The organism is Stenotrophomonas sp. Steno-C18 (assembly GCF_056393195.1).
In genome coordinates this window covers 421,445-442,272 of the sequence record NZ_JBWJOX010000002.1, presented here as the reverse complement: position 1 = coordinate 442,272, position 20,828 = coordinate 421,445, and the positions used below count along the sequence as shown (strand labels likewise).

At 67.5% G+C, this 20,828-nt stretch carries 24 protein-coding genes; 6 read left to right on the top strand and 18 right to left on the bottom strand.

Going from position 1 to position 20,828, the window contains the following annotated elements; translation table 11 throughout:
- The first annotated feature begins 19 nt into the window (after positions 1-19).
- Complete coding sequence (locus tag AC06FE_RS06590; protein ID WP_132863708.1) at positions 20-883, top strand: PA4780 family RIO1-like protein kinase; 864 nt, start codon at positions 20-22, stop codon at positions 881-883.
- 116 nt (positions 884-999) lie between these two features.
- Here the strand turns inward: AC06FE_RS06590 and AC06FE_RS06585 are convergent, their stop codons facing one another.
- From AC06FE_RS06585 to AC06FE_RS06575, 3 genes are all read right to left on the bottom strand, one after another.
- Entirely contained in the window at positions 1,000-2,106 is a 1,107-nt protein-coding gene (locus AC06FE_RS06585; protein ID WP_478072577.1) for a DUF4241 domain-containing protein, read from the bottom strand.
- 82 nt (positions 2,107-2,188) lie between these two features.
- Complete coding sequence (locus tag AC06FE_RS06580; protein ID WP_313253448.1) at positions 2,189-2,605, bottom strand: hypothetical protein; 417 nt, start codon at positions 2,603-2,605, stop codon at positions 2,189-2,191.
- 212 nt (positions 2,606-2,817) lie between these two features.
- Positions 2,818-3,015: a hypothetical protein gene (locus AC06FE_RS06575; RefSeq protein ID WP_478072576.1), complete on the bottom strand. Its 198-nt coding sequence runs from the start codon at positions 3,013-3,015 to the stop codon at positions 2,818-2,820.
- Between the two features lie 99 nt (positions 3,016-3,114).
- On the opposite strand from AC06FE_RS06575, the gene AC06FE_RS06570 reads away from it, so the two are divergent.
- Positions 3,115-4,005: a LysR substrate-binding domain-containing protein gene (locus AC06FE_RS06570; RefSeq protein WP_478072575.1), complete on the top strand. Its 891-nt coding sequence runs from the start codon at positions 3,115-3,117 to the stop codon at positions 4,003-4,005.
- Positions 4,006-4,178: 173 nt separating this feature from the next.
- On the opposite strand, the gene AC06FE_RS06565 is transcribed toward AC06FE_RS06570, so the two are convergent.
- The 4 genes from AC06FE_RS06565 to AC06FE_RS06550 all read right to left on the bottom strand — a co-directional run bounded on the left by AC06FE_RS06565 (position 4,179) and on the right by AC06FE_RS06550 (position 8,720).
- Positions 4,179-4,517: a DUF3325 domain-containing protein gene (locus tag AC06FE_RS06565; RefSeq protein WP_478072574.1), complete on the bottom strand. Its 339-nt coding sequence runs from the start codon at positions 4,515-4,517 to the stop codon at positions 4,179-4,181.
- Complete coding sequence (locus AC06FE_RS06560) at positions 4,510-6,177, bottom strand: PepSY-associated TM helix domain-containing protein (protein WP_478072573.1); 1,668 nt, start codon at positions 6,175-6,177, stop codon at positions 4,510-4,512. Before AC06FE_RS06560 ends, AC06FE_RS06565 begins: the two co-directional genes overlap by 8 nt.
- A gap of 13 nt (positions 6,178-6,190) precedes the next feature.
- Positions 6,191-6,511 (bottom strand): iron uptake protein, encoded by a 321-nt coding sequence (locus AC06FE_RS06555; protein ID WP_478072572.1) that lies wholly within the window; start codon positions 6,509-6,511, stop codon positions 6,191-6,193.
- A 79-nt stretch (positions 6,512-6,590) separates the two neighbouring features.
- Positions 6,591-8,720 carry a TonB-dependent siderophore receptor gene (locus AC06FE_RS06550; protein ID WP_478072571.1) on the bottom strand — a complete coding sequence of 710 codons (2,130 nt, stop codon included), beginning with the start codon at positions 8,718-8,720 and terminating at the stop codon, positions 6,591-6,593.
- A gap of 322 nt (positions 8,721-9,042) precedes the next feature.
- Between AC06FE_RS06550 and AC06FE_RS06545 the strand changes: the two genes are divergently transcribed.
- Positions 9,043-9,705 (top strand): DUF2306 domain-containing protein, encoded by a 663-nt coding sequence (locus AC06FE_RS06545; protein WP_478072570.1) that lies wholly within the window; start codon positions 9,043-9,045, stop codon positions 9,703-9,705.
- Between the two features lie 26 nt (positions 9,706-9,731).
- On the opposite strand, the gene AC06FE_RS06540 is transcribed toward AC06FE_RS06545, so the two are convergent.
- From AC06FE_RS06540 to AC06FE_RS06500, 9 genes are all read right to left on the bottom strand, one after another.
- Positions 9,732-9,938, bottom strand: coding sequence for a hypothetical protein (locus AC06FE_RS06540; protein ID WP_478072569.1), 207 nt, complete (start codon positions 9,936-9,938; stop codon positions 9,732-9,734).
- Positions 9,939-10,034: 96 nt separating this feature from the next.
- Complete coding sequence (locus tag AC06FE_RS06535; protein ID WP_313253429.1) at positions 10,035-10,301, bottom strand: hypothetical protein; 267 nt, start codon at positions 10,299-10,301, stop codon at positions 10,035-10,037.
- Positions 10,298-10,666 (bottom strand): hypothetical protein, encoded by a 369-nt coding sequence (locus tag AC06FE_RS06530; RefSeq protein WP_478072568.1) that lies wholly within the window; start codon positions 10,664-10,666, stop codon positions 10,298-10,300. Before AC06FE_RS06530 ends, AC06FE_RS06535 begins: the two co-directional genes overlap by 4 nt.
- A 65-nt stretch (positions 10,667-10,731) precedes the next feature.
- Positions 10,732-11,154, bottom strand: a complete 423-nt coding sequence (locus AC06FE_RS06525) for a hypothetical protein (protein ID WP_478072567.1) — start codon at positions 11,152-11,154, stop codon at positions 10,732-10,734.
- A 136-nt stretch (positions 11,155-11,290) separates the two neighbouring features.
- Positions 11,291-11,662 carry a bleomycin resistance protein gene (locus AC06FE_RS06520; RefSeq protein WP_478072566.1) on the bottom strand — a complete coding sequence of 124 codons (372 nt, stop codon included), beginning with the start codon at positions 11,660-11,662 and terminating at the stop codon, positions 11,291-11,293.
- A gap of 79 nt (positions 11,663-11,741) precedes the next feature.
- Complete coding sequence (locus AC06FE_RS06515) at positions 11,742-12,131, bottom strand: lysozyme inhibitor LprI family protein (protein ID WP_192286991.1); 390 nt, start codon at positions 12,129-12,131, stop codon at positions 11,742-11,744.
- Between the two features lie 89 nt (positions 12,132-12,220).
- A complete protein-coding gene (locus AC06FE_RS06510; protein ID WP_478072565.1) occupies positions 12,221-12,796 on the bottom strand; it encodes a hypothetical protein in 576 nt (191 codons plus the stop codon).
- 30 nt (positions 12,797-12,826) lie between these two features.
- Positions 12,827-13,225, bottom strand: coding sequence for a hypothetical protein (locus AC06FE_RS06505; protein WP_313253412.1), 399 nt, complete (start codon positions 13,223-13,225; stop codon positions 12,827-12,829).
- A 119-nt stretch (positions 13,226-13,344) separates the two neighbouring features.
- Positions 13,345-14,085, bottom strand: coding sequence for a GntR family transcriptional regulator (locus tag AC06FE_RS06500; protein WP_478072564.1), 741 nt, complete (start codon positions 14,083-14,085; stop codon positions 13,345-13,347).
- Positions 14,086-14,741: 656 nt separating this feature from the next.
- Between AC06FE_RS06500 and AC06FE_RS06495 the strand changes: the two genes are divergently transcribed.
- A complete protein-coding gene (locus tag AC06FE_RS06495; protein WP_313253407.1) occupies positions 14,742-15,968 on the top strand; it encodes a CaiB/BaiF CoA transferase family protein in 1,227 nt (408 codons plus the stop codon).
- Positions 15,969-16,113: 145 nt separating this feature from the next.
- Here AC06FE_RS06495 and AC06FE_RS06490 read toward each other — a convergent pair whose 3' ends face one another.
- Both AC06FE_RS06490 and AC06FE_RS06485 read right to left on the bottom strand, forming a co-directional pair.
- Positions 16,114-16,593: a tRNA (cytidine(34)-2'-O)-methyltransferase gene (locus AC06FE_RS06490; RefSeq protein WP_313253405.1), complete on the bottom strand. Its 480-nt coding sequence runs from the start codon at positions 16,591-16,593 to the stop codon at positions 16,114-16,116.
- Between the two features lie 41 nt (positions 16,594-16,634).
- Complete coding sequence (locus AC06FE_RS06485; protein ID WP_192286985.1) at positions 16,635-17,039, bottom strand: hypothetical protein; 405 nt, start codon at positions 17,037-17,039, stop codon at positions 16,635-16,637.
- A gap of 352 nt (positions 17,040-17,391) precedes the next feature.
- On the opposite strand from AC06FE_RS06485, the gene AC06FE_RS06480 reads away from it, so the two are divergent.
- Together AC06FE_RS06480 and AC06FE_RS06475 are read left to right on the top strand one after the other, a co-directional pair.
- Positions 17,392-20,253, top strand: a complete 2,862-nt coding sequence (locus tag AC06FE_RS06480) for a M16 family metallopeptidase (protein WP_313253403.1) — start codon at positions 17,392-17,394, stop codon at positions 20,251-20,253.
- A gap of 167 nt (positions 20,254-20,420) precedes the next feature.
- Positions 20,421-20,738, top strand: a complete 318-nt coding sequence (locus tag AC06FE_RS06475; RefSeq protein ID WP_132863682.1) for a DUF4156 domain-containing protein — start codon at positions 20,421-20,423, stop codon at positions 20,736-20,738.
- Positions 20,739-20,828: the final 90 nt, after the last annotated feature.

The following is a 20,828-nucleotide window of genomic DNA, read 5'->3' as shown; positions in this document are numbered from 1 at the left end:
TTGGCAGCACCGAGAACCCGTGAAGACACCCCCCCAACTCCAGGTCCTGATCGACGATGGCGTCATCGACGAAGTGTTGCGCCCACTGAAGAGCGGCAAGGAGGCGGCGGTCTACGTCGTGCGCAGCGGCGATGACGTGCGCTGCGCCAAGGTCTACAAGGACATGGCCCAGCGCAGCTTCCAGCAGCGCGTGCAATACCAGGAAGGGCGCAAGGTGCGCGGCAGCCGCGAGGCGCGCGCGATCGGCAAGGCCAGCAAGTACGGCCGCAAGCAGCAGGAAGTGGCGTGGAAGAACACCGAGGTCGACGCGCTGTACCAGCTGCGCGAGGCCGGCCTGCGGGTGCCCGAGCCGTACGGCTATTTCCACGGCGTGCTGGTGATGGAACTGGTCACCGACGCCGAGGGCTTCAGCGCCGCACGCCTGGGCGAGGTGGAACTGGCCGCCGAACAGGCCCGCCAGTTCCACGCGGTGCTGGTGCAGCAGGTCAAGCTGATGCTGTGCTGCGGCCTGATCCACGGCGACCTGTCGCCCTACAACGTGCTGGTCGGCCCGGATGGCCCGGTGGTGATCGACTTCCCGCAGGTGGTCAGCGCCGGCGGCAACAACGCCGCGCGCACCATGCTGCTGCGCGACGTCAACAACCTCACCGCCTACCTGGGGCGCTCGGCGCCCGAATTGCTCGATACCTGGTACGGCGAGGAGATGTGGGAGTTGTTCCAGGCCGGCGACCTGCTGCCGGAGACCGAGTTGCGTGGCCAGTACACGCCCGACGAGCGCGCGGTGGACCTGGACAGTGTCCGCCACGCGATCAACGATGCACGCGAGGAAGCCCTGATCCGGCAACAGGGCCGCGAGGCCGCGGCCGAGGAAGACGGGTACTGAGGCGCGGGTTGCGTTCGCATGCGCCGGCTTCTCCTGCGAGGGGGTTGCCAGTGCATGGCCAACCGCCCCTCCCGTTGCGCCAGCAAGGGGAGGGGGCAGTGGAACTGCAAGGCAGGTCAGAGCGAGACGTAGCGGCCCGCGTCGCGCTCCTCGATCAGGATCATGAAATCGACGTACAGCGATACCAGCGCGCCGCTGTCATCCAGGCCCCAGAACGCCGGATAGGCGCCATCGCCGTAGCCGCTGGGCGTGATGACGCAGTCGTCCGGGTGGGCCAGTGCCAACGTCCGCGCGATGCCTGCGCCTGACCACTGGCGGAAGCAGCGCTCCTGCGCGATGTGGCTCAGCGTCTGCAGCCCACTGACATCGAAGATCGCCAGGTTGCCGGCGTCCACCCCATAGATGCCGGTGCCGTGCTGGGTGCGCGCGGCCTTCCAGGTAACCGCGCGACGGTGCGGGTCGAAGCGGATGCGGATGCCGGCCACGCGCCGGTCGACCATCACCGTTTCCACCGGATGGCGGCCCAGCGGTGCCCGCCGCGCCAGTGGCTGCAGGTCATCGAAGCCATAGCCGAAATCGCTGATGGCCAACACGCCGGAGCGGATGTCGATCTCACCGATCACCTGCTGGGTGATCTGGCCACGGAGGTCGTCCTGCTCGATGCGGCGATCACCCCGGAACAGCAGGTTCTCGTCGAGCGCGAGGTCATCGTTGGGTGCGGCCAACGGCGCATCCGCCGTGCTGAGCGTGCCCAGTTCGGCATACCGCGCGGCGTTGATCACCGGGGCAGTGGGTGGATCGAAGAGCGTGAACACCTGGCTGATCCGCCAATCGCCATTGGCGTCGTGCTGCAGGTCGTACACGTGATAGCGGGTGCTGGCAGCGCCGTTGCGGCGCGTATGCACCTGCGCCCGCGTACCGTCGATCCGTTGCCCGATGACCTCGGTGGTAGTCGGGTCGAAGTCCGGGTCCGAGCCGTACGCATCGCTCGTGCCGGAGCCGCAATCCCTGTCGAAGTGGGCCTGGTCGGCTTCGGAAACGAGGCTGTGCCAGCGGCCGAAGTCCACGTCGTCGCCCATCGTTTCGCGGGCATGTGTCCATTGCCGGTGCCAGTGCTGGATGAAGGCCCGTACCCGAGCTTCCGGCGTCGGGGCGATGGTGGCAGACGCCGGTGCGGGTGTGGATGGCTTGCCGGTCAACAGGTCGAACAATTTCTTCATCATGTGATGCTCGCGGAAATCAGTAGCGTGTCGTAGCGCGCCGGCGACCCATGGATGCCCATGCGGGCGAGGCCTGGCAGGGCCATCAGTCGTCGCCCAGCGAGGATTCCTGGCGCGGGTCGGCGAACAGGAAGGCATCTTCACCGCCGTCCACGCTGACATAGGCCGTGCCGAAGTTGCGCAGGCGCCATCGCCACTGCCCGTAGCGCGTGCGCAGCGTGCCCTCGACATAGCAGGGCCCATGCAGGAAGTAGTCGTGCTCCTGGCGTGGCGTGATCACCACCGCATGCCGGAAGAACGCCACGACCTCGCGCGGGGTGGGCTTGAACGATTCGCACAGCGGCGCATCGCTGGGCGTGTCCACGCCCTGGCCGGTGATCCGGACATCGCTGATGGTCCCGAGTGGGCCAGGGGGGGCCGCGCCCACGGTAAACGGCAGCAACAGGCCGGCGAGCATCCAGTGCAGTCGGCGGCTGGACGCGGGCGGATGGGGGGTAGACATGGTTCTCTCTCCCTGTGCGATGACGGCGTGCAGCCTTGCAGCGCCGGGGAGAGTTTTACCCGAAGTGGGACCGTTGGCGCGTCAATGCGGACGTGCCGTGCAGACCTGTCCGCTCCTTTGCGCCGCAAAGGAACGGGTTGAGGCCGGATGCGTTGGGCAGGCCGGTCATAGGCGGGCGTCGCGGCGGAGGCCGCCCCTGCGCGAGACCGCGCCTACGAGGGACGCAGGGTGCACGGATCGACCCCCTCCCTTCTGCGCAGCAAAGGGGAGGGTTGGGGAGGGGTGCCTTTGGCGGGCCGGTCGCGGGCGTCTTTCGCGGCCGATGTCGGTGCTTCACCGGCCAGCTGCCGTGCCAGATCGGCATTGGTGACGTGCCCGTGCAGAAACAACAGGTCGCTGAAGATGCGCATTTCCATGCTCCTACTTGAGTAGGGCTCATGTTGCGTCCAAGCTGTTGGCTGGAATAGCGATCATTCCTCAAGCAAGGCTTGAGGGAAATTGAAGGCTCAATGTCAAAGCCACCCCTCCAGTTCCTGCAGGGCTTCATCGCCACCGCCCGTCTGGGCAACCTTTCGCGGGCGGCGGAAACGATGCATGTCACCGTCAGTGCACTCAGCCACCAGATGCGCCAGCTGGAGGAGCGCCTGGGCTATCCGCTGCTGCTGCGGCAGGCGCGTGGCGTGGCACTGACCCCGGAGGGGCGGCGCCTGTTCGACCAGGTTGCCCCGCATCTGGATGCGATCAACGAAGCGTTCCGCCCCTTCCCCGCACGCCACGACTGCGTGCTGACGGTGAGTGCGGTGCCGAGCATGGCATCGGCCTGGCTGGTGCCGCGGCTGGGGCGGTTCGTGGCATTGCATCCGCAGATCGAGATCAACCTGCAGTCCAGCCAGCACCTGGTCGATTTCGAAAAGCAGTTGCAGTTCGATGCCGCGATGCGCGTGGGCAACGGCCACTGGCCGGGCCTGACCGCCGAGCCGTTGATCGACGAATGGCTGGTGCCCATGGCCAGCCCGGCATTGGTGGCACGCATGGGCGGCATCGACGCGTTGCCCTTGTCGCAATGGCCATTGCTGGGCGACCCGGATGGCGAATGGGACCGCTGGTTTGCGCTGGTCGGTGAGGCACCGCCGAAGCGCTACATCGCCATCCTCGATGACTCCGAATCCCACCACCGCGCCGCGCTGGATGGCGTCGGCGTCGCGCTGGGGCGCGTCACGCGCGCGCGGCTGCTGCTCGAGTCCGGGCAGCTGGTGCTGCTGTCGCCGGAGCGTCTGAAGACGCCCTGGTCACACTGGCTCGTCTACCCGGAGCGTTCGGCCACGCATCGCGGCTTTCTTGCCTTCCGCCAATGGCTGCACGACGAGGCCGCGGAGCATCGTGCACACGTGGGCGGTTAGCACGGGGAACGCGGGACGGCTGCCATTGGGCCGGTTGGCGGTACGCGTGCCTGGCGGCCGTGGTCGTTCCCGCCAGGTTCGCAGCGTGCACGGATCGGCCCCCTGTTGCGCGGCAAGGGGGAGGGGGCCCTTGGCAGGCCGGTCGTATGCGTGCTTCGCGCTGAAGGCCGCGCCTAGCGCAGCCGGTGGCCGCTGATCCAGGGGGCCAGCAGCCGCAGCCGGGTGGGCTGCCAGGACAGGATGAACGCGGTCACCAGCGCCGCCCCGGCCAACGCCATCACCCACACCAGCACCGCCATCGAGGCGTGGTCCACGGCCAGGCACAGCAGCAACGCCATGACGATGCCCAGCGTACCCAGCCCCCGCAGCACGCGCAGGCCGCCCCTCGACGGGGCGCGCGCCCACACCTGCCGGGCGTGGACGTCCATCGACAGGGCCAGCCATCCCATGCCGGCCAGCGCACTCAGCAGTGCCGTGGCAAGCAGCAGGTTGTCGAGCAACGACTCAGGCATGCACGGCCTCCTCGCGCGGCGCGTGCGCCACCGTCGCCCGCATCCGCTGGCCCACCTTGCGGGCCGCCATCACCGCGATCAGGGCGGTGGCCAGCAATGACAGGTCCACGCCGGCCACCGGCCAATACCCTTGGGCCAGGGTGCGCAGCAGGTGATCCCCCGTGGTCATCCCGTTCAACAGCACCGCGGCAAGCGCGAACAGGGCGATCGCCCAGCACTGTTCGCGCCACGCCGGATTGACCAGACCGCGTGCCACCGGCGCACTGCGCCAACCGGCATGCACCAGCGCCAGTGCCCAGGTGCCCCAGAACGCGTAGCGCTCCCAGTCACCGCGCGCCGGCAGCGCCTCCGGCAACAGCCGGTTGGCGATCAGGATGCCGAGTGTCGCCAGGACCATGCCGGTCACCGTGGTGACCGCCAGCGCATCGACGATGCGCGCGCCCTGGCGGCCCTGCTGCGCGTGTTGTCGCTTGCGCTTCTCGACGAAGAAGATGAAACCGGTGGCGATGCAGGTGGCACCGGCCAGGCCGCCCAGCACGTACAACCAGCGCAGCAGCCAATGGCGGAAGTGCTGCAGGTGCAGGCCGGTGAGGAATTCGTTCATGCGTGCCAGCGGGGTGGCCGGCGGGTCTTCGCGGATCAGCTCGCCGGTGGCGGCCTTGAAGTGGATGCCGTCGCCGACCAGGGCGATGCGGTCGGTACCGGCGCGGTACACGCTGACGTAGCCGTTGGCATCGCCCACGTGCTGCAGCACCAGGAAGCCGACGTCGCCGGCCTTGTCATGGGCCTGCCAGCGCCGCTGCGCCTGGGCCACCATCGCATCCACCGAGGCCAGCCCGGCGGCGACGCCGGCACGCGTGTGCGGCAGGCCGGTCTCCCGCGCCTCCACCTGCTCGTGCAGGTCATGCAGGCCATGCAGCTGGGTGTGGCCGACCGGGAAGTAATAGGTGCCGGCGAAGATCAGCAGGCCGGTCAGCGCGAAGAAGAAATGGAACGGCAACGCCACCACGCCGGTGAGGTTGTGCAGGTCCAGCACGCTGCGCAGGCGCGCCTTGTCCGGACGAAAGGTGAAGAACTCGCGGAAGAGCTTGCGGTGCATGACCACGCCGCTGACCAGCGCAGCCAGCATCACCAGCGCCGAGAAGCCGACGATCCACACGCCCAGGTTCTTCCAGTCCAGGGTCAGGCCGTAATGCAGCGGGAAGAAGAAGCCGCTGCCGATCTTGAGCTGGTCGTCCGGCAAGGCCTTGCCATTGCGCGGGTCGATGGTGGCGTATGCCCAGATCTGCTCGTCCGGGTTCTTCGCGTTGGGCACGTCGTAGCCGGCGTACAGCGCAAGCACCGGGTCGCGATGGGTGGTGTAGGCACTCCAACTGCCGACCTGGTCGAAGCGTTGCGGCATGTCGCCGTTGACCATCGGCCGCATCGCGGCGATGGCTTCGGCGGTGGGTTGCATGCGCTCGAAGGCCGGCCGCAGCACGGCGTCGAACGACGGCATCGGCTGCGGCTCGATGCGCGTGGCCGGGATCGACCAGCGGTCGATCTCGCGGTCGAACACCGACAGCGCGCCGAAGAAGAAGGCGGCCATCAGCACGAAGCCGAGCACCAGCCCGAACCAGGTGTGCAGCCATGCCATGGCCTGACGGAAGCTGTTGAACATGGATGCCTCCGGCTCAGACCAGTCGGGATTGCAGGAGTGATGCGGCCGCGGCCATCAGCGCACCGCCGCCGACCAGCACCATCCACAGCCGCGCCACGTGGTGGGTGGCGATGGCCCACAGGAATGCGCCCAGGTAGGCCAGCAGGCCGACCAGCGCGCCGAGGAACTCGGCGTCATGGAACGCCAGCTTCACCGCGAACAGCGCGCTGGTGGTCAATGCCACCGTGCCCCAGGCGAACACATAGCCGCCGAGGATGGCGGCAAGGATGCGCGGGAGGACCTGCAGGCGCCGGGACGCGGGAGGCGGTGCGGAAGCGGTGGATACCTGTGGCATGGCGATGGCTGGTCTCAGGTGGATGGGAAGTGGCGTGGTGCGGCGAATCGCCCCTCTCCCGCGCGGGGAGGGGCCGGGGTCAGAACCGGTAGTTGAAGCTCAACGTGTAGTTGCTCGGTGCGCCGTAGTAGCCCACCTGGTACAGGCTGTTGATGTACTTGCGGTCGGTGAGGTTGTTGACGTTGGCGCGGACGGTGGCGTTGGGCAGTACGTCCCAGCCGATGAAGGCGTTGAGCAGGGCATAGCTGCCCTGGGCGATGGTGGTGCCGGTGTAGGTGTCCCGGGTGGAGATCGCGCTCTGCCAGCGCCCGCCGATGCCATAGGACAACGCCTCGTAGCCGGGAAGGCGCGAACTGAACACCAGGTTGGCGGTGCGGCGCGGCACCCAGGTGTAGGTATCACCGCCGTCCTGGTTGTTCATCGACAGGTGGGTGAAGCCGAACACCAGGCTGGCGTGCTCGCCGAGCTTGCCGGTGGCCTCGAATTCGACGCCCTTGGATTCCACGTCCACGCCGTAGTACCAGTACATCGCGGTATCCAGGTCATAGCCGCCGGAAGTCGCCAGGCCCTGCTGCTTGGCCTTGAACAGCGCCAGCGTGGTCAGCAGGCGGCGGTCCAGCCACTCGGCCTTGACGCCCACCTCGTAGTTCACGCCCTTGGTCGGGTCCAGGTAGACGCGGTTGCGGTCGTACTGGTCCTGCGGCTGGTAGATGTCCGAGTAGCTCACGTAGCCCAGCACGCGGTCGTTGAAGTCCCAGGTCAAGCCGGCGTAGGGGCTGATGTTGCTTTCGGTCTGGTCGAAGGTGTTGCCGTTGTTGCCATCGCGGTGGTACTGCGCCCAGTTGAAGCCGACCACGGCCTTGAGGCGGTCGGTCAGGGCCAGGCGGGTGGCGCCATAGCCACGCTTCAGGCGCTGGTTGGTCCAGTTGGAGCGGGTGCGCGGGCCCCATTCCGGCTCGGCGATGGCGTTGCCGGCATACGGGAACGCCGGTAGCGCGCCGAACGCCGGATCGTTGGGATCGACCGGGTGTTCCCAGGTGGTGGCGCTGCTCTTGGCCACGCTGACGCCGAGCATGGCCTCCTGCTCACGGCCGAACAGTTGGAAGCGACCGTTGAGGGTGACATCGCCCAGGTGCGAGTCCATGTCATCGATGCCCTTGTAGGCCCAGCCGACCAGGCCGGTGTGGGTCTGCGGGTCCAGGCCGGTGGTGCTGAAGGCGAAGAACAACTGGTCATCGTTGCCGATCTGGCGATAGTTGTAGGACGCCTTGACCTCCCAGTTCTCGCCCAGGTGGTGGGTGTACTCGGCGAAGGCGGTCTGGGTCCGGGTGTTCCAGTAGGTCCAGTCCTGGGTGGTGGACGCGCTGCGTCCCCAGCTCGGCTGGCTGCCATCGGTGTTGGCGAAGCTCAACGCGCCCCACATGTTCTGGTCGCTGTTGGCCCTCTGCCACGAATAGCCCAGCGTCAGCGTGCCGTTCTCGCCGATCTGGCCATCGACCACGCCGTACAGGAAGTTGCGGTCGTTGGTGAAGCCGCGCAGGTACGAGTCGCCGTCCTCGTGCGCGGCCACCACGCGCGCGGCCCAACGGCCGTCGGTGGTGATCGGGGTGGAGTAGTCCACCTCCACGCGGCGCTTGCCCCACGAGCCCACGCTCACGCCCACTTCGCCCCTGGCTTCGTTGGTGGGGCGCTTGCGCACGTAGTTGATCGTGCCCGAGGCGTTGCCCACGCCGGTCAACAGGCCATTGGCACCGCGGATGACCTCCAGCTTCTCGTAGCCGAAGGCATCCATCGCGCCGGTGACGATGCCCCAGTCATTGGGCAGGCCGACGCCGTCGATCTGGGTGTTCTTGATCTCGAAACCGCGGGCCAGGTAGTTGGTGCGGTTGGTTTCCCATTCCTCCACCTGGATGCCGGTGGCCAGGCGCAGCGCATCGTTGATGCTGTTGGCGCCGAACTGGGCCATCTGCGCGCGGTCCACCGTGCTGATCGACTGCGGGGTGTCCTTGATGTCCAGGTCCAGGTTGGTCGCCCCGTTGCTGACCCGGTTGGCGCGCTGGGAGACCACCCGCACCGCGTCCAGGGTGGTGGCGCTGGCATCGGCGACGGTGCCTTCGGCGGCCACTGCCATCCCCGGGCTGGCCGCCAGGGCCAGGCTGATCGCCCACGGCAGGTGGCCGGAAATGGAACGGCGGCAACGGGGAGGCAAGCCGGCGCCAGGGGCCGGACGACGGTGGGAGCGACTGGGGGACATGGAAGGCCTGGGGGTTGGAAGGCGGGAAATCGCGTGACGGAGACGGGCGCATGCCACATCCGTTGTGGGCATCTGCCGATGGACAGGCAGGGAATAGCGATTGAGAAATTAAATGCGAATGATTTGCATTTTGCAATATCCGGCCCAGTCAGGTTCTGCCGGTGAGGCGGCCGGTCGCGCTTTGCCGTCCAAACGGACGGTGTGCGCCATTGCCGTATGGACGCGCGGCTCCCCGGCCGCCTTGTATGCTCGCGCTGGCCCATTGCCTGGAGGCGCCATGTCCGACGTGTTCGAGTCTGCGGTTCCCGTCGGGGGGGCTTCCGGCGCCCGGCGCCTGGGATGGTGGGTGCTCTGGCTGCTGCTGGCCGCGATCAGCCTGCATTTCCTGTTCAAGGTGCTCGGCCAGTACGGACAGTTGGATCCGGAGCACTACACGATGTACTGGTCACGCCGCGGCTGGCTGTGGCTGCACATCAGCGGCGGCGTGCTTGGCATCGTGCTGGGGCCGGTGCAGTTCCTGAGCCGTTGGCCGCGTGCCCGGCCACGCCTGCACCGCTGGTCCGGCCGCTTCTACTTCGGCGGGATGCTGCTGGCCTGCGCGGCGGCGGTGGGCCTGATCGCCACCTCGCCGGCGCCGCTGGCGATCACCCTGGCCTTCGCGGCCACTGCGCTGGCGTGGCTGGTGACCGCGCTGGTGGCGATGCGGGGCATCCGGCGCGGCGACGTTGCCCGCCATCGTCGCTGGATGACGCGCGCCTACCTGGTGACGCTGGCACCGGTGAGCTTCCGCCTGTTGTTGCCGGCATGGATCGCGCTGGGCAACGCGCCGTCACCGGACGTGATCGCGGTCCTGCTGTGGGTGAGCTGGGTGTTGCCGGTGTCACTGCACGTGGTCTGGGTGAACTGGCCCAGGCGTTCGCCGGTCATGGCGGCCGGTTGAGGTCGGCGGCCGGTCGGTGGCGCGCTTCAGCCGTGGCGGTGTTGCCACACCAGGCCGGTGACCACGCCGGCCAGGCCGATGCCTGTCCCAAGCACGGCCGGGAGCACGCCTCCCGCGCCGCCGAAGTAGATCAGCAGCCCCAGCGCGGCACCGCTGAAGGTGGGCAGCCAGAACCGCCATGCCATCAGGAAATCGGCGATGTCCAGCACGTCCAGCAGATCGGAAAGCGACATGGAATGTCCCGCAGAGGTCCAACGTGGAAAGGAACGGCAGGGGGAAGAAGCACGCGCTGCATCCTGCCACTGATGCCCGCCATCGTGCACGCCGGATCAATCCGTCCAGCGTCGCATCAGCCACACGCCAGCATGCACGATCGCCATGGGCAAAAGCCCAAAGAGTGTGATGCACAACACAACGCCCGCGCAGAACAGCAGGGCCAGTTCCATCGCCTGTTGGACCAGCACGCGTAGTGGCATTCCCGTGGGAGGATCGGTGAGCAGGGACGCCAGCAGAAACAGCACCGGTACCGCTGAAAACAGGGCACCGACGACGCCGGTGCTGAGGATCGTCTGCTGCAGTTGGCTGCGCGGCTTCATGCCGAGGTGCCATCCGGCACGCGCCGGCGCAATGTGGTGCGGATGATGGCGAAGGCAAACAGTTCGAAGCTGAGGTACAAGACGCTGATGGAGCCCAGCCTGATCCAGCCACTGGCGATATTGGGGCCGCAGTAGAGTCCCAGCAGGCATCGGGCCACGTCCAGCAGGCAGGCGCCGGCGAAGGTGATCGCAGCGATGCTGGCCAGCACCAGTAGCAGGTAGGCCAGGCATTGGGCAGCCCCGCCACGCAGGGCCCCGCGATGCCGATGCAGGTGCCGCCATGCCCGCACGGGAAGGGCGGTGATGGCGAAGAAGCCGAAGCCGCCCAGTGCATAGAACAGTGCGATGAAGATGTCAGCGGTCAACGGCGTGCAGCCCATGGGATCCAGCAGCAGGCCAAGCCGGCTTCCGGCAACGGTGCGCGATGCATCTACCTGGCTCCTGCGTGGGCCAGGCGTTGCAAGGCATGAAGGTCACGCGAGTGTTCCAGCGCGCTGGTCCGGGAACAGCTGCTGAGCATGAACGGTTGCGGCCCGTGGGTGTAGACGAGCACGTTGGAGCCGGTCACGGGCACGAATCCATCACTGGTGAAGTGGACCGAATCCTCGGCGCTGGACGTGACGACGTCACCCCGCTCCAGGTTGCCCTTCCAGACCTGCAGCACCCGGAGTCTGGCCAGGCGGGCATCCTCGCGGCCGAAGCCGTTGCCTATCGTGATCTGCTCCAAGTGGGCGGAGAACACATTGTCGGCCGCAGCATGGGCCTGCTTGACGGGCAACGGCTTGCCGCAGGAAACGGCAATGGCCGGCTGTGGGATCGACAGGACGAGACTGAGGACGACCCGCTTCAACATGGGGGCTCCGTTCGGGATGCAGGCTGCGCCAGGTGATGATCACTGATTCCTGGAGCCAGTGCCACGCCTGATGGCATGCGGATGCCGCGATGGCGTGCCGCTGGCACCGGTACGTGCGCTCGACATGGGGGCGTGCTCAGTGGCCTGCAACATTGGCCAGGGACTGGCCGATGCTCAGTTCATTGCCACTGGGGTCGGCAATGCGGAAATCGCGCATGCCATACGGGCGGTCGCCGATGGGCACGAGCATCGGCACGCCGGCGGCCACCAGCGCGGCGTGGTAGTCGTCGATTCCGGCCACATGCAGGTACAGGTGCGAGGCGCCGACCGGCTTGGCATCCGCACGCCGGGTGAGGGTGATTTCGACGTTATCCCGGCACACGGCGGCGATCTCGGCGGGCTCGCCCCACGACCACGCCAGCGAGAATCCCAGCGTGTGCTGGTAGAACGCCAACGCGTCCGCAAGGTCACGCACCGAAAGCAGGGGCGAAACGGATTCGAATTTCATGGCCGCAGCTCACGTTGGTTGACGGGGGAAAGGGCGAGGGTGTCGCGCGCGTGGACGCGGTCGTCATCGTCGCTGCCGCTCAGTCGCCGGCCAGCTCGCGCAGCTCGGCCACCCGCGCGATGTTGAGCTGCATTGGGCAGAACGCGTACATCGGCGAGCCCACGTAGGCACCGGCGAGGTCGCAATGCGTGTTGCGGTAGACCAGCCAGGACTTCTGCGCCTGCTCCAGCCGTTCGGCATCGGCCGGGGCTTCGGCGGACAGCCGGTCGTGGATGCGTGTGTACAACATGTTCATCTCCGACTTCACCCGTTGCGAGGTGCCCGATGAGCAGGCGTCGACCACACCGTTGTTGATCGGGCCAGTCCGGTCCAGGCAATCGTTGTACATACGCTCGTAATCGACCGGGGGCGGCGCGGCCATGGCCATGCCGCAGGGGCCGAGGAGGAGAAACAGCAGTCGCTTGGGCATGTGCATGGAACGTCCGGTTGTGGAGGATGAGTGGCCAGGTCATCGGCGGGCCGGGGCTCCACCTTGTCCATGCGCTGCATCTCAGGCTATCAGGCTTTCCGCTGCAACAGCCTGCCAAGCGCCTCCCAGCACAGGCCGCTGTCCTCGATCGGGATGGCCGTGCTGTTGCCTGCGTGCAGGATGAGTTCGGTGGCGATGCCTTCGGCGTCGAGCCGACCCTGTAGTTGTCGCAGGATGCGGCGTCGGCCACTGAACCAATGCCGCTGCTCGTCCATGGTCCGTTGCAAGGCGTGGGCCAGCGGCAGGCCGAGCCGCTGGTGAAGGCGGATCAGAGCCACCTTGTCGGCTCGCCCGAAACCTGCCTGCAATATGTAGCGGCCATCACCGGCCGCAGCCAGGTCGCGCTTGTCCTGCAGGTATTCCTCGCAGGATTGCGCGCTGCCCACGACCTCCAGTGCGCCGCTGTGGGCGTCGACCAGGTAGGCGGCAACGCCGACGTGGCATGCACTGTCATCGCCGTGCAGGACGAAGCGCGCGCTGTTGCAGCCGATGATCCAGTAGTCACCTTGCGTTGTAAGCCGGCAGGAAGCGATGGCGAATGCCTCGCCGGCTTCGGCTTCGCAGGCTTCCAGCACGATGTGCTGCGCTTGCGTCGCGCTGATCATGGCGAGGGCCATCGCCGGGCGTGCAGCGGGTCAGTCATCGCAGGTCGAACGGCCATGGTCACCGTAGGCATCGCACCAGGCCTGCCTGAGCAGGGCCCGGCAGCTTCCGTCATGCCCGGCCCGCAATGCGTCGATGCCCTGCTGGGTGAGCGGTCGCGGCAATGGCGCCTGGAGCGCGTTCCAGTTCTCGCCCAGCACCCGTATGGCCTCCGGTGAGGTGATGTCGGGGTTGACCTTCATCAGCATCGCGAATGCCGCCTGCTTTGCCTGTTGTTCGGTCAGGTCCATAACGAACTCTGGCGTGGCGAAGGAGAGTGTGTAGTAGTAGCCACTGCATTGGGCGTATTGCTGCGTGCGGCCCTGCGCACGGGCTTGGGGCAGACAGAGCAGGGCGGCGGTGATGCATGCAGCGGTGGCGGGTACTTTCATGGGGGGCTGCGTGTAACGGGCCGCTACTTTACGCTAGTGGTCGCACGGCGCGTTGCTATTGCCCTCCATCGGCCCCCGGACGCCGCCAGGGTGTCGATGGACGGCGGGCACGGCAGCGTTCACCGAGGATTGCGTGATAGCACCATCGAATAGGCGAAGCGTCCAGGTGGGTGCAGGCAGATGGTGATCAGCAGCAGGCGGCCCTGGGTGTCGCGGTAACGGCGTTGCACGCGCAGCGCCGGTTCGTGCTTCCTGATATCTAGCAGCTTGGCGTCACCGGCGTCGAAGGCGGTGGCGTCGAACACCTGTTCCACCCGCGACAGCCGCCCCGGCTCCAGGAACCGGGCCAGCGTGCGCGCGGTGCTGGCGATGTCCAGGAAGCGCTCGGTGGGCACGCCGGTGCGGATCGGGATCAGCACCTCGATGACCGCGCCGGGCGCGTGGGTGTGCTCTTCCAGGCGCAGGCAGTGCAGGCGCAGGTAGTCCTTGCCTTCGGCGATGTCCAGGTACTGCGCCATGGCCTGGTCGGCGATCAGGCGTTCGGCTTCGAGCACCTTCAGGCGGGCGGTGTTGCCGTACTGCATCAGCAGGTCGACGGTGTCGATCTGCTGCTCATAGCGCATGGCTGCGTTCTGCGCGATCACGCGGGTGCCCGCGCCCGGACGGCGCTGCACCAGCCCGGCGCTGATCAGCTGGGCCAACGCCGCGCGTGCGGTATGGCGGCTGACGTTGAAACGCTCGCACAGCTCCAGTTCGGTCGGCAGCAGGGTGCCCACCGGGTGGTCACCTTTCTCGATCGCCGCCTGCAGCAGGTCGCCGAGTTCGGCGTAGCGGGGCTTGCTGCGTCTGGTACCAGTCATCTGTACGGATCCTTGTTCAACGTCATTGCGAAGGCTCCTGCCCGCAACGTCCAGGCCCCGGCGATGTCCCATGACGGCCCGGAAGGCCAGGGCAGCGGCGTGCGTGGGATGGCCGGGGTTGGCCGGCGCTGCTGTCCGCATCCAACCACGCCGTGATCGCCGTTGCCGGAAGCCGCATCGCGTTGGGTGGGGACGGCAATGATGCCGTGGCCGGGCGTGGGTTGGCGAGCACCGGCATGACCTCACGTCGCCTGCCTGCAGGCCCGTGCCTGCGCTTGCGCTGCCCGCTTGTCCCAATGACGTGACGCTTGTGCGACGTCCACCGCTGTCAGCCAGTGGATTGAACCACCGGTGGAATGATTACCGGCAGCGCGTGCGGCACGAAACGGAATGTTGCGCGCGGCCGGCAGCTGCCGTACCCGTGCACGCGAGGTGACACCTGTGGGACGGTGCCGGCGTGCGGTGACGGGACACACGCAATGGCTGGCGGGCGGCCTTCAGGCGCTGGCGGGCATGCGTGGGCCGCGCAGGATACCCGAAGCCCGGCGCGGTGCGCTTGCCCTCGGCTGGCCGGAAGCAGCCCGGCAGCCCGCTACCATGGGTGACGCGCCGCAGTGGTGGCGCCTTCCCCGAGTCCGTGCTGCAGGGTGGCTGAAATGACGTTGCTTGAAGGTGTCCGTGTCCTTGACCTGTCGCGCATCCTGGCCGGCCCGTGGTGCACGCAGGTGCTGGCCGATTTCGGCGCCGACGTGATCAAGGTCGAACGCCCTGGCGTGGGCGATGACACCCGCGGTTGGGGGCCACCCTACCTGAAGGATGGCCAGGGCAACGACACGGCCGAGTCGGCGTATTACCTGTGCGCCAACCGCGGCAAGCGCTCGCTGGCCATCGACTTCACCACCACCGAAGGGCAGGCGCTGATCCATGCACTGGTCGGGCGCTGCGACGTGCTGGTGGAAAACTACAAGGTCGGTGGCCTGGCGAAGTACGGGCTGGACGCTGCCAGCCTGCTGGCGATCAACCCGAAGCTGGTGTACTGCTCGATCACCGGCTATGGCCAGGACGGTCCGTACGCGCAGCGCGCCGGCTATGACGCCGCCATCCAGGCCATCGGCGGGTTGATGAGCGTCACCGGCGAGCCGGATGGCGCGCCCGGCGCCGGCCCGCAGAAGGTGGGCGTCGCGGCCACCGACCTGATGACCGGCATGTATGCGGCCACCGCCATCCTTGCCGCATTGCGCCATGCCGAGCGCACCGGCCGGGGCCAGCAGATCGACCTGGCATTGCTGGATACACAGGTGGCCTGGCTGGCCAACCAGGCTTCGAATTACTTGGTGGGTGGTCTGGTGCCGGACCGCCAGGGCACCGCGCATCCCAACATCGTGCCGTACCAGGTGATGCCGGCCGCGGACGGTTACTTCATGCTCGCCGTCGGCAACGACGCGCAGTTCGCGCGGTTCTGCGAGGTGATCGGCGAGGCGCAACTGGCCGTTGATCCGCGCTATGCCACCAACCGTGCCCGTGTCGCCCACCGTGCCGAGCTGGTGCCCCACCTGCAGCAGCGGCTGCGGACGCGGCCGGCCGCCGAATGGCTGGCCGCGCTGGAGGCTGCCGTGGTGCCGGCCAATCCGGTCAACCGCATCGACCAGGTGTTCGACGACCCGCAGGTACAGGCCCGCGGCCTGCGCATCGATGTGCCGCATGCCACGGGCGGCACGGTGGCGATGGTGCGCAACCCGCTGAAGTTCTCGGCCACGCCGTTGCAGTACACGCAGGCCGCGCCACTGCTGGGGCAGCACACCACGCAGGTGCTGGGAGAGGTGCTGGCGATGGGTGAAGCGCAACTGCAGCGGCTGCGCGGGCAGGGCGTGATCGGCGGGTAGTGTGTGGGTTGAAGCGACCCCTCCCCAACCTTCCCCTTGGCTACGCCAAAGGGAGGGAGCGGAAACGGGTTTTGCTGCGAACGATCAGCTCGCGCAGAAGCCCCCCTCCCTTGCGCCGCAGGCACAGGGCAGGGATTGGGCGCGTTTACGCGCCGCCCGGGAACCCGTGCTGGCGCCACGCCTCGAACACCACCACGGCGACCGAGTTGGACAGGTTCAGGCTGCGGTTGTTCGGTTGCATCGGCAGGCGCAGGCGGTGGCCGTCGGGCAGGGCATCGAGTACTTCCTGCGGCAAGCCACGGGTTTCCGGACCGAACAGGAAGGCATCACCGTCGGCGAAGGACACGCTGTCGTAGCGCACGCTGGCGCGGGTGCTCATGGCGAACAGGCGATTGGGCGCAATGCGCGCCAACGCGGTGTCCAGGTCCGGGTGGACCTGCATCTGCGCGTACTCGTGGTAATCCAGGCCGGCGCGCTTGAGCTGCTTGTCACTGAGGTCGAAGCCCAACGGCTCGATCAGGTGCAGCCGCGCGCCGGTATTGGCGCATAGCCGGATCACGTTGCCCGTGTTGGGCGGGATCTCGGGCTGGTACAGCAGGACATCGAAAACGGGTGCGGAAGTCATCGGCGAAGTTTACGCCGCGGTGCCTCCCGCAGGGCGTGGACTTACTTGGCGATCACGCTCTGCACGACCACGCCTTCGACGGCGCCGGCAGCCATTTCCACGGCCTTGGCCTGCACCTGCTCCAGGTCCGGGCGGACGTTGACGGCCGGCAGCGAGACGATCCACTGGCCAACGTTGGCACCAATGGCCACCGGGGTGTTGGCGGCCAGGCGCGAGGCGGCCTGTTCTGCCATCAGCTCGACGATCTGGCCGACGGTCGGGCGCACCTGCACGGCGGCCAGGGTCGGGATGCTGCTGTTGGCTTCATGGGTGGCCTGGGCGATCTGGTCGGCCGACGGGCGGACCTGCACGGTCTCCAGGGTGGTGATGTCCGAAGCGTGCACCGCGGAGGCAAACCCGGTGCCGGCAACGAGGGCGATGGCGAAGGCGAGGGACTTGGCGTTCATGGCGATACCTGTGTGGTGTGTGTGAACAGCGGTGTGGTAGTAAAGTAGTACACCAAACATCGGGATGCAAGAACTTTTTCAACTTCCCGATGTTTATTCAGCATCCAGTCATGTTGCTTTGGGGTTGATCTGGACGCACTCAGGAGTACGCAGGACGCGTGCCAACTGCATCTTGTTGAATTGAAAGGATGTTTTTGATTCTGAAAGTGTCCGCTGTCCGGACACTGGGTGTGCGCAGGGGTTGTCCGCGGACACCGGCCGCCGTTGACGGGCGGCCATGACGCTTGGCGTATGCGGTGGAAGGCGCAGGACGGTTAGGATCGGCGCTCACTTCATGCCCAAGGAAAGTGGAATGAACGCTGCACCCCGTACCGCCCTGTTGACCCTCGCGCTGAGTGCTGCCCTCGGAGGATTCGTCGGCACGCCGCTGCCGGCGCAGGCCAAGACCAAATCGGTGACCGCCGCAGCCACCGTCGACATCCCCTACGACGAGTTCACCCTGCCCAACGGGCTGCGCGTGCTGGTGCACACCGATCGCAAGGCGCCGATCGTGGCGGTCAACCTCTGGTACCACGTGGGCAGCAAGGACGAGCCGGCTGGCCGCAGCGGCTTCGCCCACCTGTTCGAGCACCTGATGTTCAACGGCAGCGAAAACGCGCCGGGCGAATACTTCACGCCGTTCGAGGCGGCCGGTGCCACCGACATGAACGGCACCACCAACACCGACCGCACCAACTACTTCGAGAACATCCCGACCACCGCGCTGGACATGGCGCTGTGGATGGAGTCCGACCGCATGGGCCACCTGCTCGGCGCCATCGACCAGAAGACCCTGGACGAACAGCGCGGCGTGGTCCAGAACGAAAAGCGCCAGGGCGAGAACCAGCCCTATGGCCAGCTGCGCGAAGTCGTCTCGCGCACGATGTTCCCGGTGGGCCACCCGTACCACCACACCACCATTGGTTCGATGAACGACCTCAACGCGGCTTCACTGGAAGACGTGAAGACGTGGTTCCGCACCTGGTACGGCCCGAACAACACGGTGCTGGTGCTGGCCGGCGACATCGACGTGGCCACCGCCCGGGAAAAGGTCGCCCGCTACTTCGGCGACATCCCGGCCACCCCGACCATGTCCCAGCCCAAGGTGGACGTGGCGGTGCTCGCGCAGAACGGCCGCACCGAGCTGGAGGACAAGGTCCCGCAGGTGCTGGTGCAGCGCATGTGGAACGTGCCGCAGGTCGGCGACAAGGACGCCGACCTGCTCGACCTGACCTCGCAGGTGCTTGGCGGCAGCGCCAGCTCGCGCCTGGACGAGCGCCTGGTCCACCGCGACAAGCTGGTGGACAGCGTCAGCACCAGCAACTACGGCTCGCAGCTGGCCGGCAACTTCTCGATCCGCGCGCTGGTCAAGCAGGGCGTGGACCCGGCCAGGGTCGAAGCGGTGATCGACGAGGAGCTGCAGCGCCTGATCAAGGACGGCCCGACCGCCGAGGAACTGGCCCGCGCCCAGACCGATTACCGTGCGGGCTTCATCCGCGGCATCGAGCGCATCGGTGGCTTCGGCGGCAAGGCCGACGCGCTGGCTTCCTGCGCCACCTTCACCGGCAACCCGGCCTGCTTCCGCGAGTCGCTGGCCACCGTGGCCAGCGCCACGCCGGCGACGGTGCGTGCGGCCACCGCCAAGTGGCTGGGCAACCCGAGCCACACCTTCGTGGTCAAGCCGGGCGAGCGCAAGCCGCTGGTCGAGGAGGCCTCGGCCAAGCCGGCGCCGTTCCAGTTGCCGGCGGTGGATGCCAAGTACACCACCACCGCCAGCAACGTCGACCGCAAGGCCGGCGTGCCGGGCGTGGACAGCTTTCCGCAGCTGGTCTTCCCGGCGCTGCAGCACGCCACCCTGAAGAACGGCAGCAAGGTGATCCTGGCCGAGCGCCATGACACCCCGGTGGTGAACATCAGCTACGAGTTCGCCGGTGGCTACTCCAGTGACCACGGCGGCAAGCTGGGCACGGCCAACTTCGCCAGCCAGATGCTCGACGAGGGCTCGGGTGAACTGAACTCGCTGGCGTTCAAGGCCCGTGCTGAGGACCTGGGCGCGCAGCTCAGTGCCGGTGCCGCGCTGGACGGTTCCAACGCCTACCTGTCGGCGCTGACCGAGAACCTGGACGCGTCGGTGCAGCTGTTCGCCAACATGCTGCGCACGCCGCGCTTCGACCAGGCCGAGATCGACCGCGTCAAGGGCCAGTGGCTGTCCGGGATTGCCCAGGAGAAGGCGCGTCCGCAGACCGCCGCGCTGCGCGTGCTGCCGCCGCTGCTGTACGGCGCCGACCATCCGTACGGCATGCCGTTCACCGGCAGCGGCACCGAAGCCTCGGTCGCGGCGATCAGCCGCCAGGACCTGCTCAACTACCAGAAGCAGTGGCTGCGCCCGGAGCAGGCAACGGTGATCGTGGTCGGCGACACCACGCTGGCGGAGATCGTGCCGGTGCTGGACAAGCACTTCGGCGACTGGAAGGGCGAGGGTGCCGCACCGGCGAAGGTGGACGTGGCCCAGGTGGCACGCCCGACCGCGCCGCGCGTGTTCCTGATCGACCAGCCCGGCGCGGTGCAGGCCAACATCTATGCCGGCGAGCTGATGCCCTCCACCCGTGACCCGGGTGCGGTGCAGCTGGAGATGTCCAACGAAGTGCTGGGCGGCTCGTTCACCTCGCGCCTGAACATGAACCTGCGCGAAGACAAGCACTGGTCCTACGGGGCCCGCACCGTGATCACTTCGGCGCAGGGCCAGCGCCCGTTCCTGGGCATTGCCCCGGTGCAGATCGACAAGACCGCCGAATCGGCCGCCGAGATGCTGCGCGAGATCGCCGAGTACGGCACCGGCAAGGTGCCGGCCACCCAGGCCGAAGTGACCAAGGTGGTCGACAACGACCTGCGCAGCCAACCCGGCGCCTATGAAACCGCGCAGGCGGTGATGGGCACCATTGGTGGCATCGTCCGCTACGGGCGCCCGGACAACTGGGTGCAGGTGCGCAACGAGCAGGTGGCCAACTTCACCCCGGCGCAGGCCAGGGACGCGGCCAAGGCAATCGACCCGAACGCCCTGACCTGGGTGATCGTCGGCGACCTGTCCAAGATCGAGGCCCCGGTCCGCGCGCTCAAGCTGGGCGAAGTGACCGTGATCGATGCCGACGGCAAGCCGGTGGCCAAGGCCAAGTAAGCCGCAGCGCCCGCTCCCGTGCGCGGGAGCGGGCAGGCAAGGAGGAACAGGCCCCTCTCCCGCCCGCGGGGGAGGGGGTGGGGTGAGGGCCGCCCCCCGCGTCCGGGATCATGACGTGTTCATCCATTGACGGCACAATCCGTTCTGCACTTCACAAGGAATAGTCCATGCGCGTCCTGCTTCTGTCCGTCCTCATCGCCAGCACCGCCGCCTGCACCTGGGTGCCGATCGAGTCCAGCGGCAAGGCCACGCGCGTGCTGCCGGCCGGCCCGGTGGCGCCGGGCTGCATCAACAAGGGCGAGATCGTGGTCTCGGTCAAGAACAAGGTGGGCTTCTACAACCGCAACCCGCTGCGCGTGCAGGAAGAGCTGGAGACCCTGGCCCGCAACGAGGCCCCCAGCGCCGGCGCCAACGCGGTGCAGGCCACCAGCCAGCCGGCCGATGGCAGCCAGCGCTTCGCCGCCTACCAGTGCCCGCCGCGCTGAGCAGGGGGGAGCTGCGGCCCTGGCGACTCCATACGCCGGGGCCGGAATTTGTAAAGATGCGGTAAAAAGGCGCAGACGCTAGAATAGCGC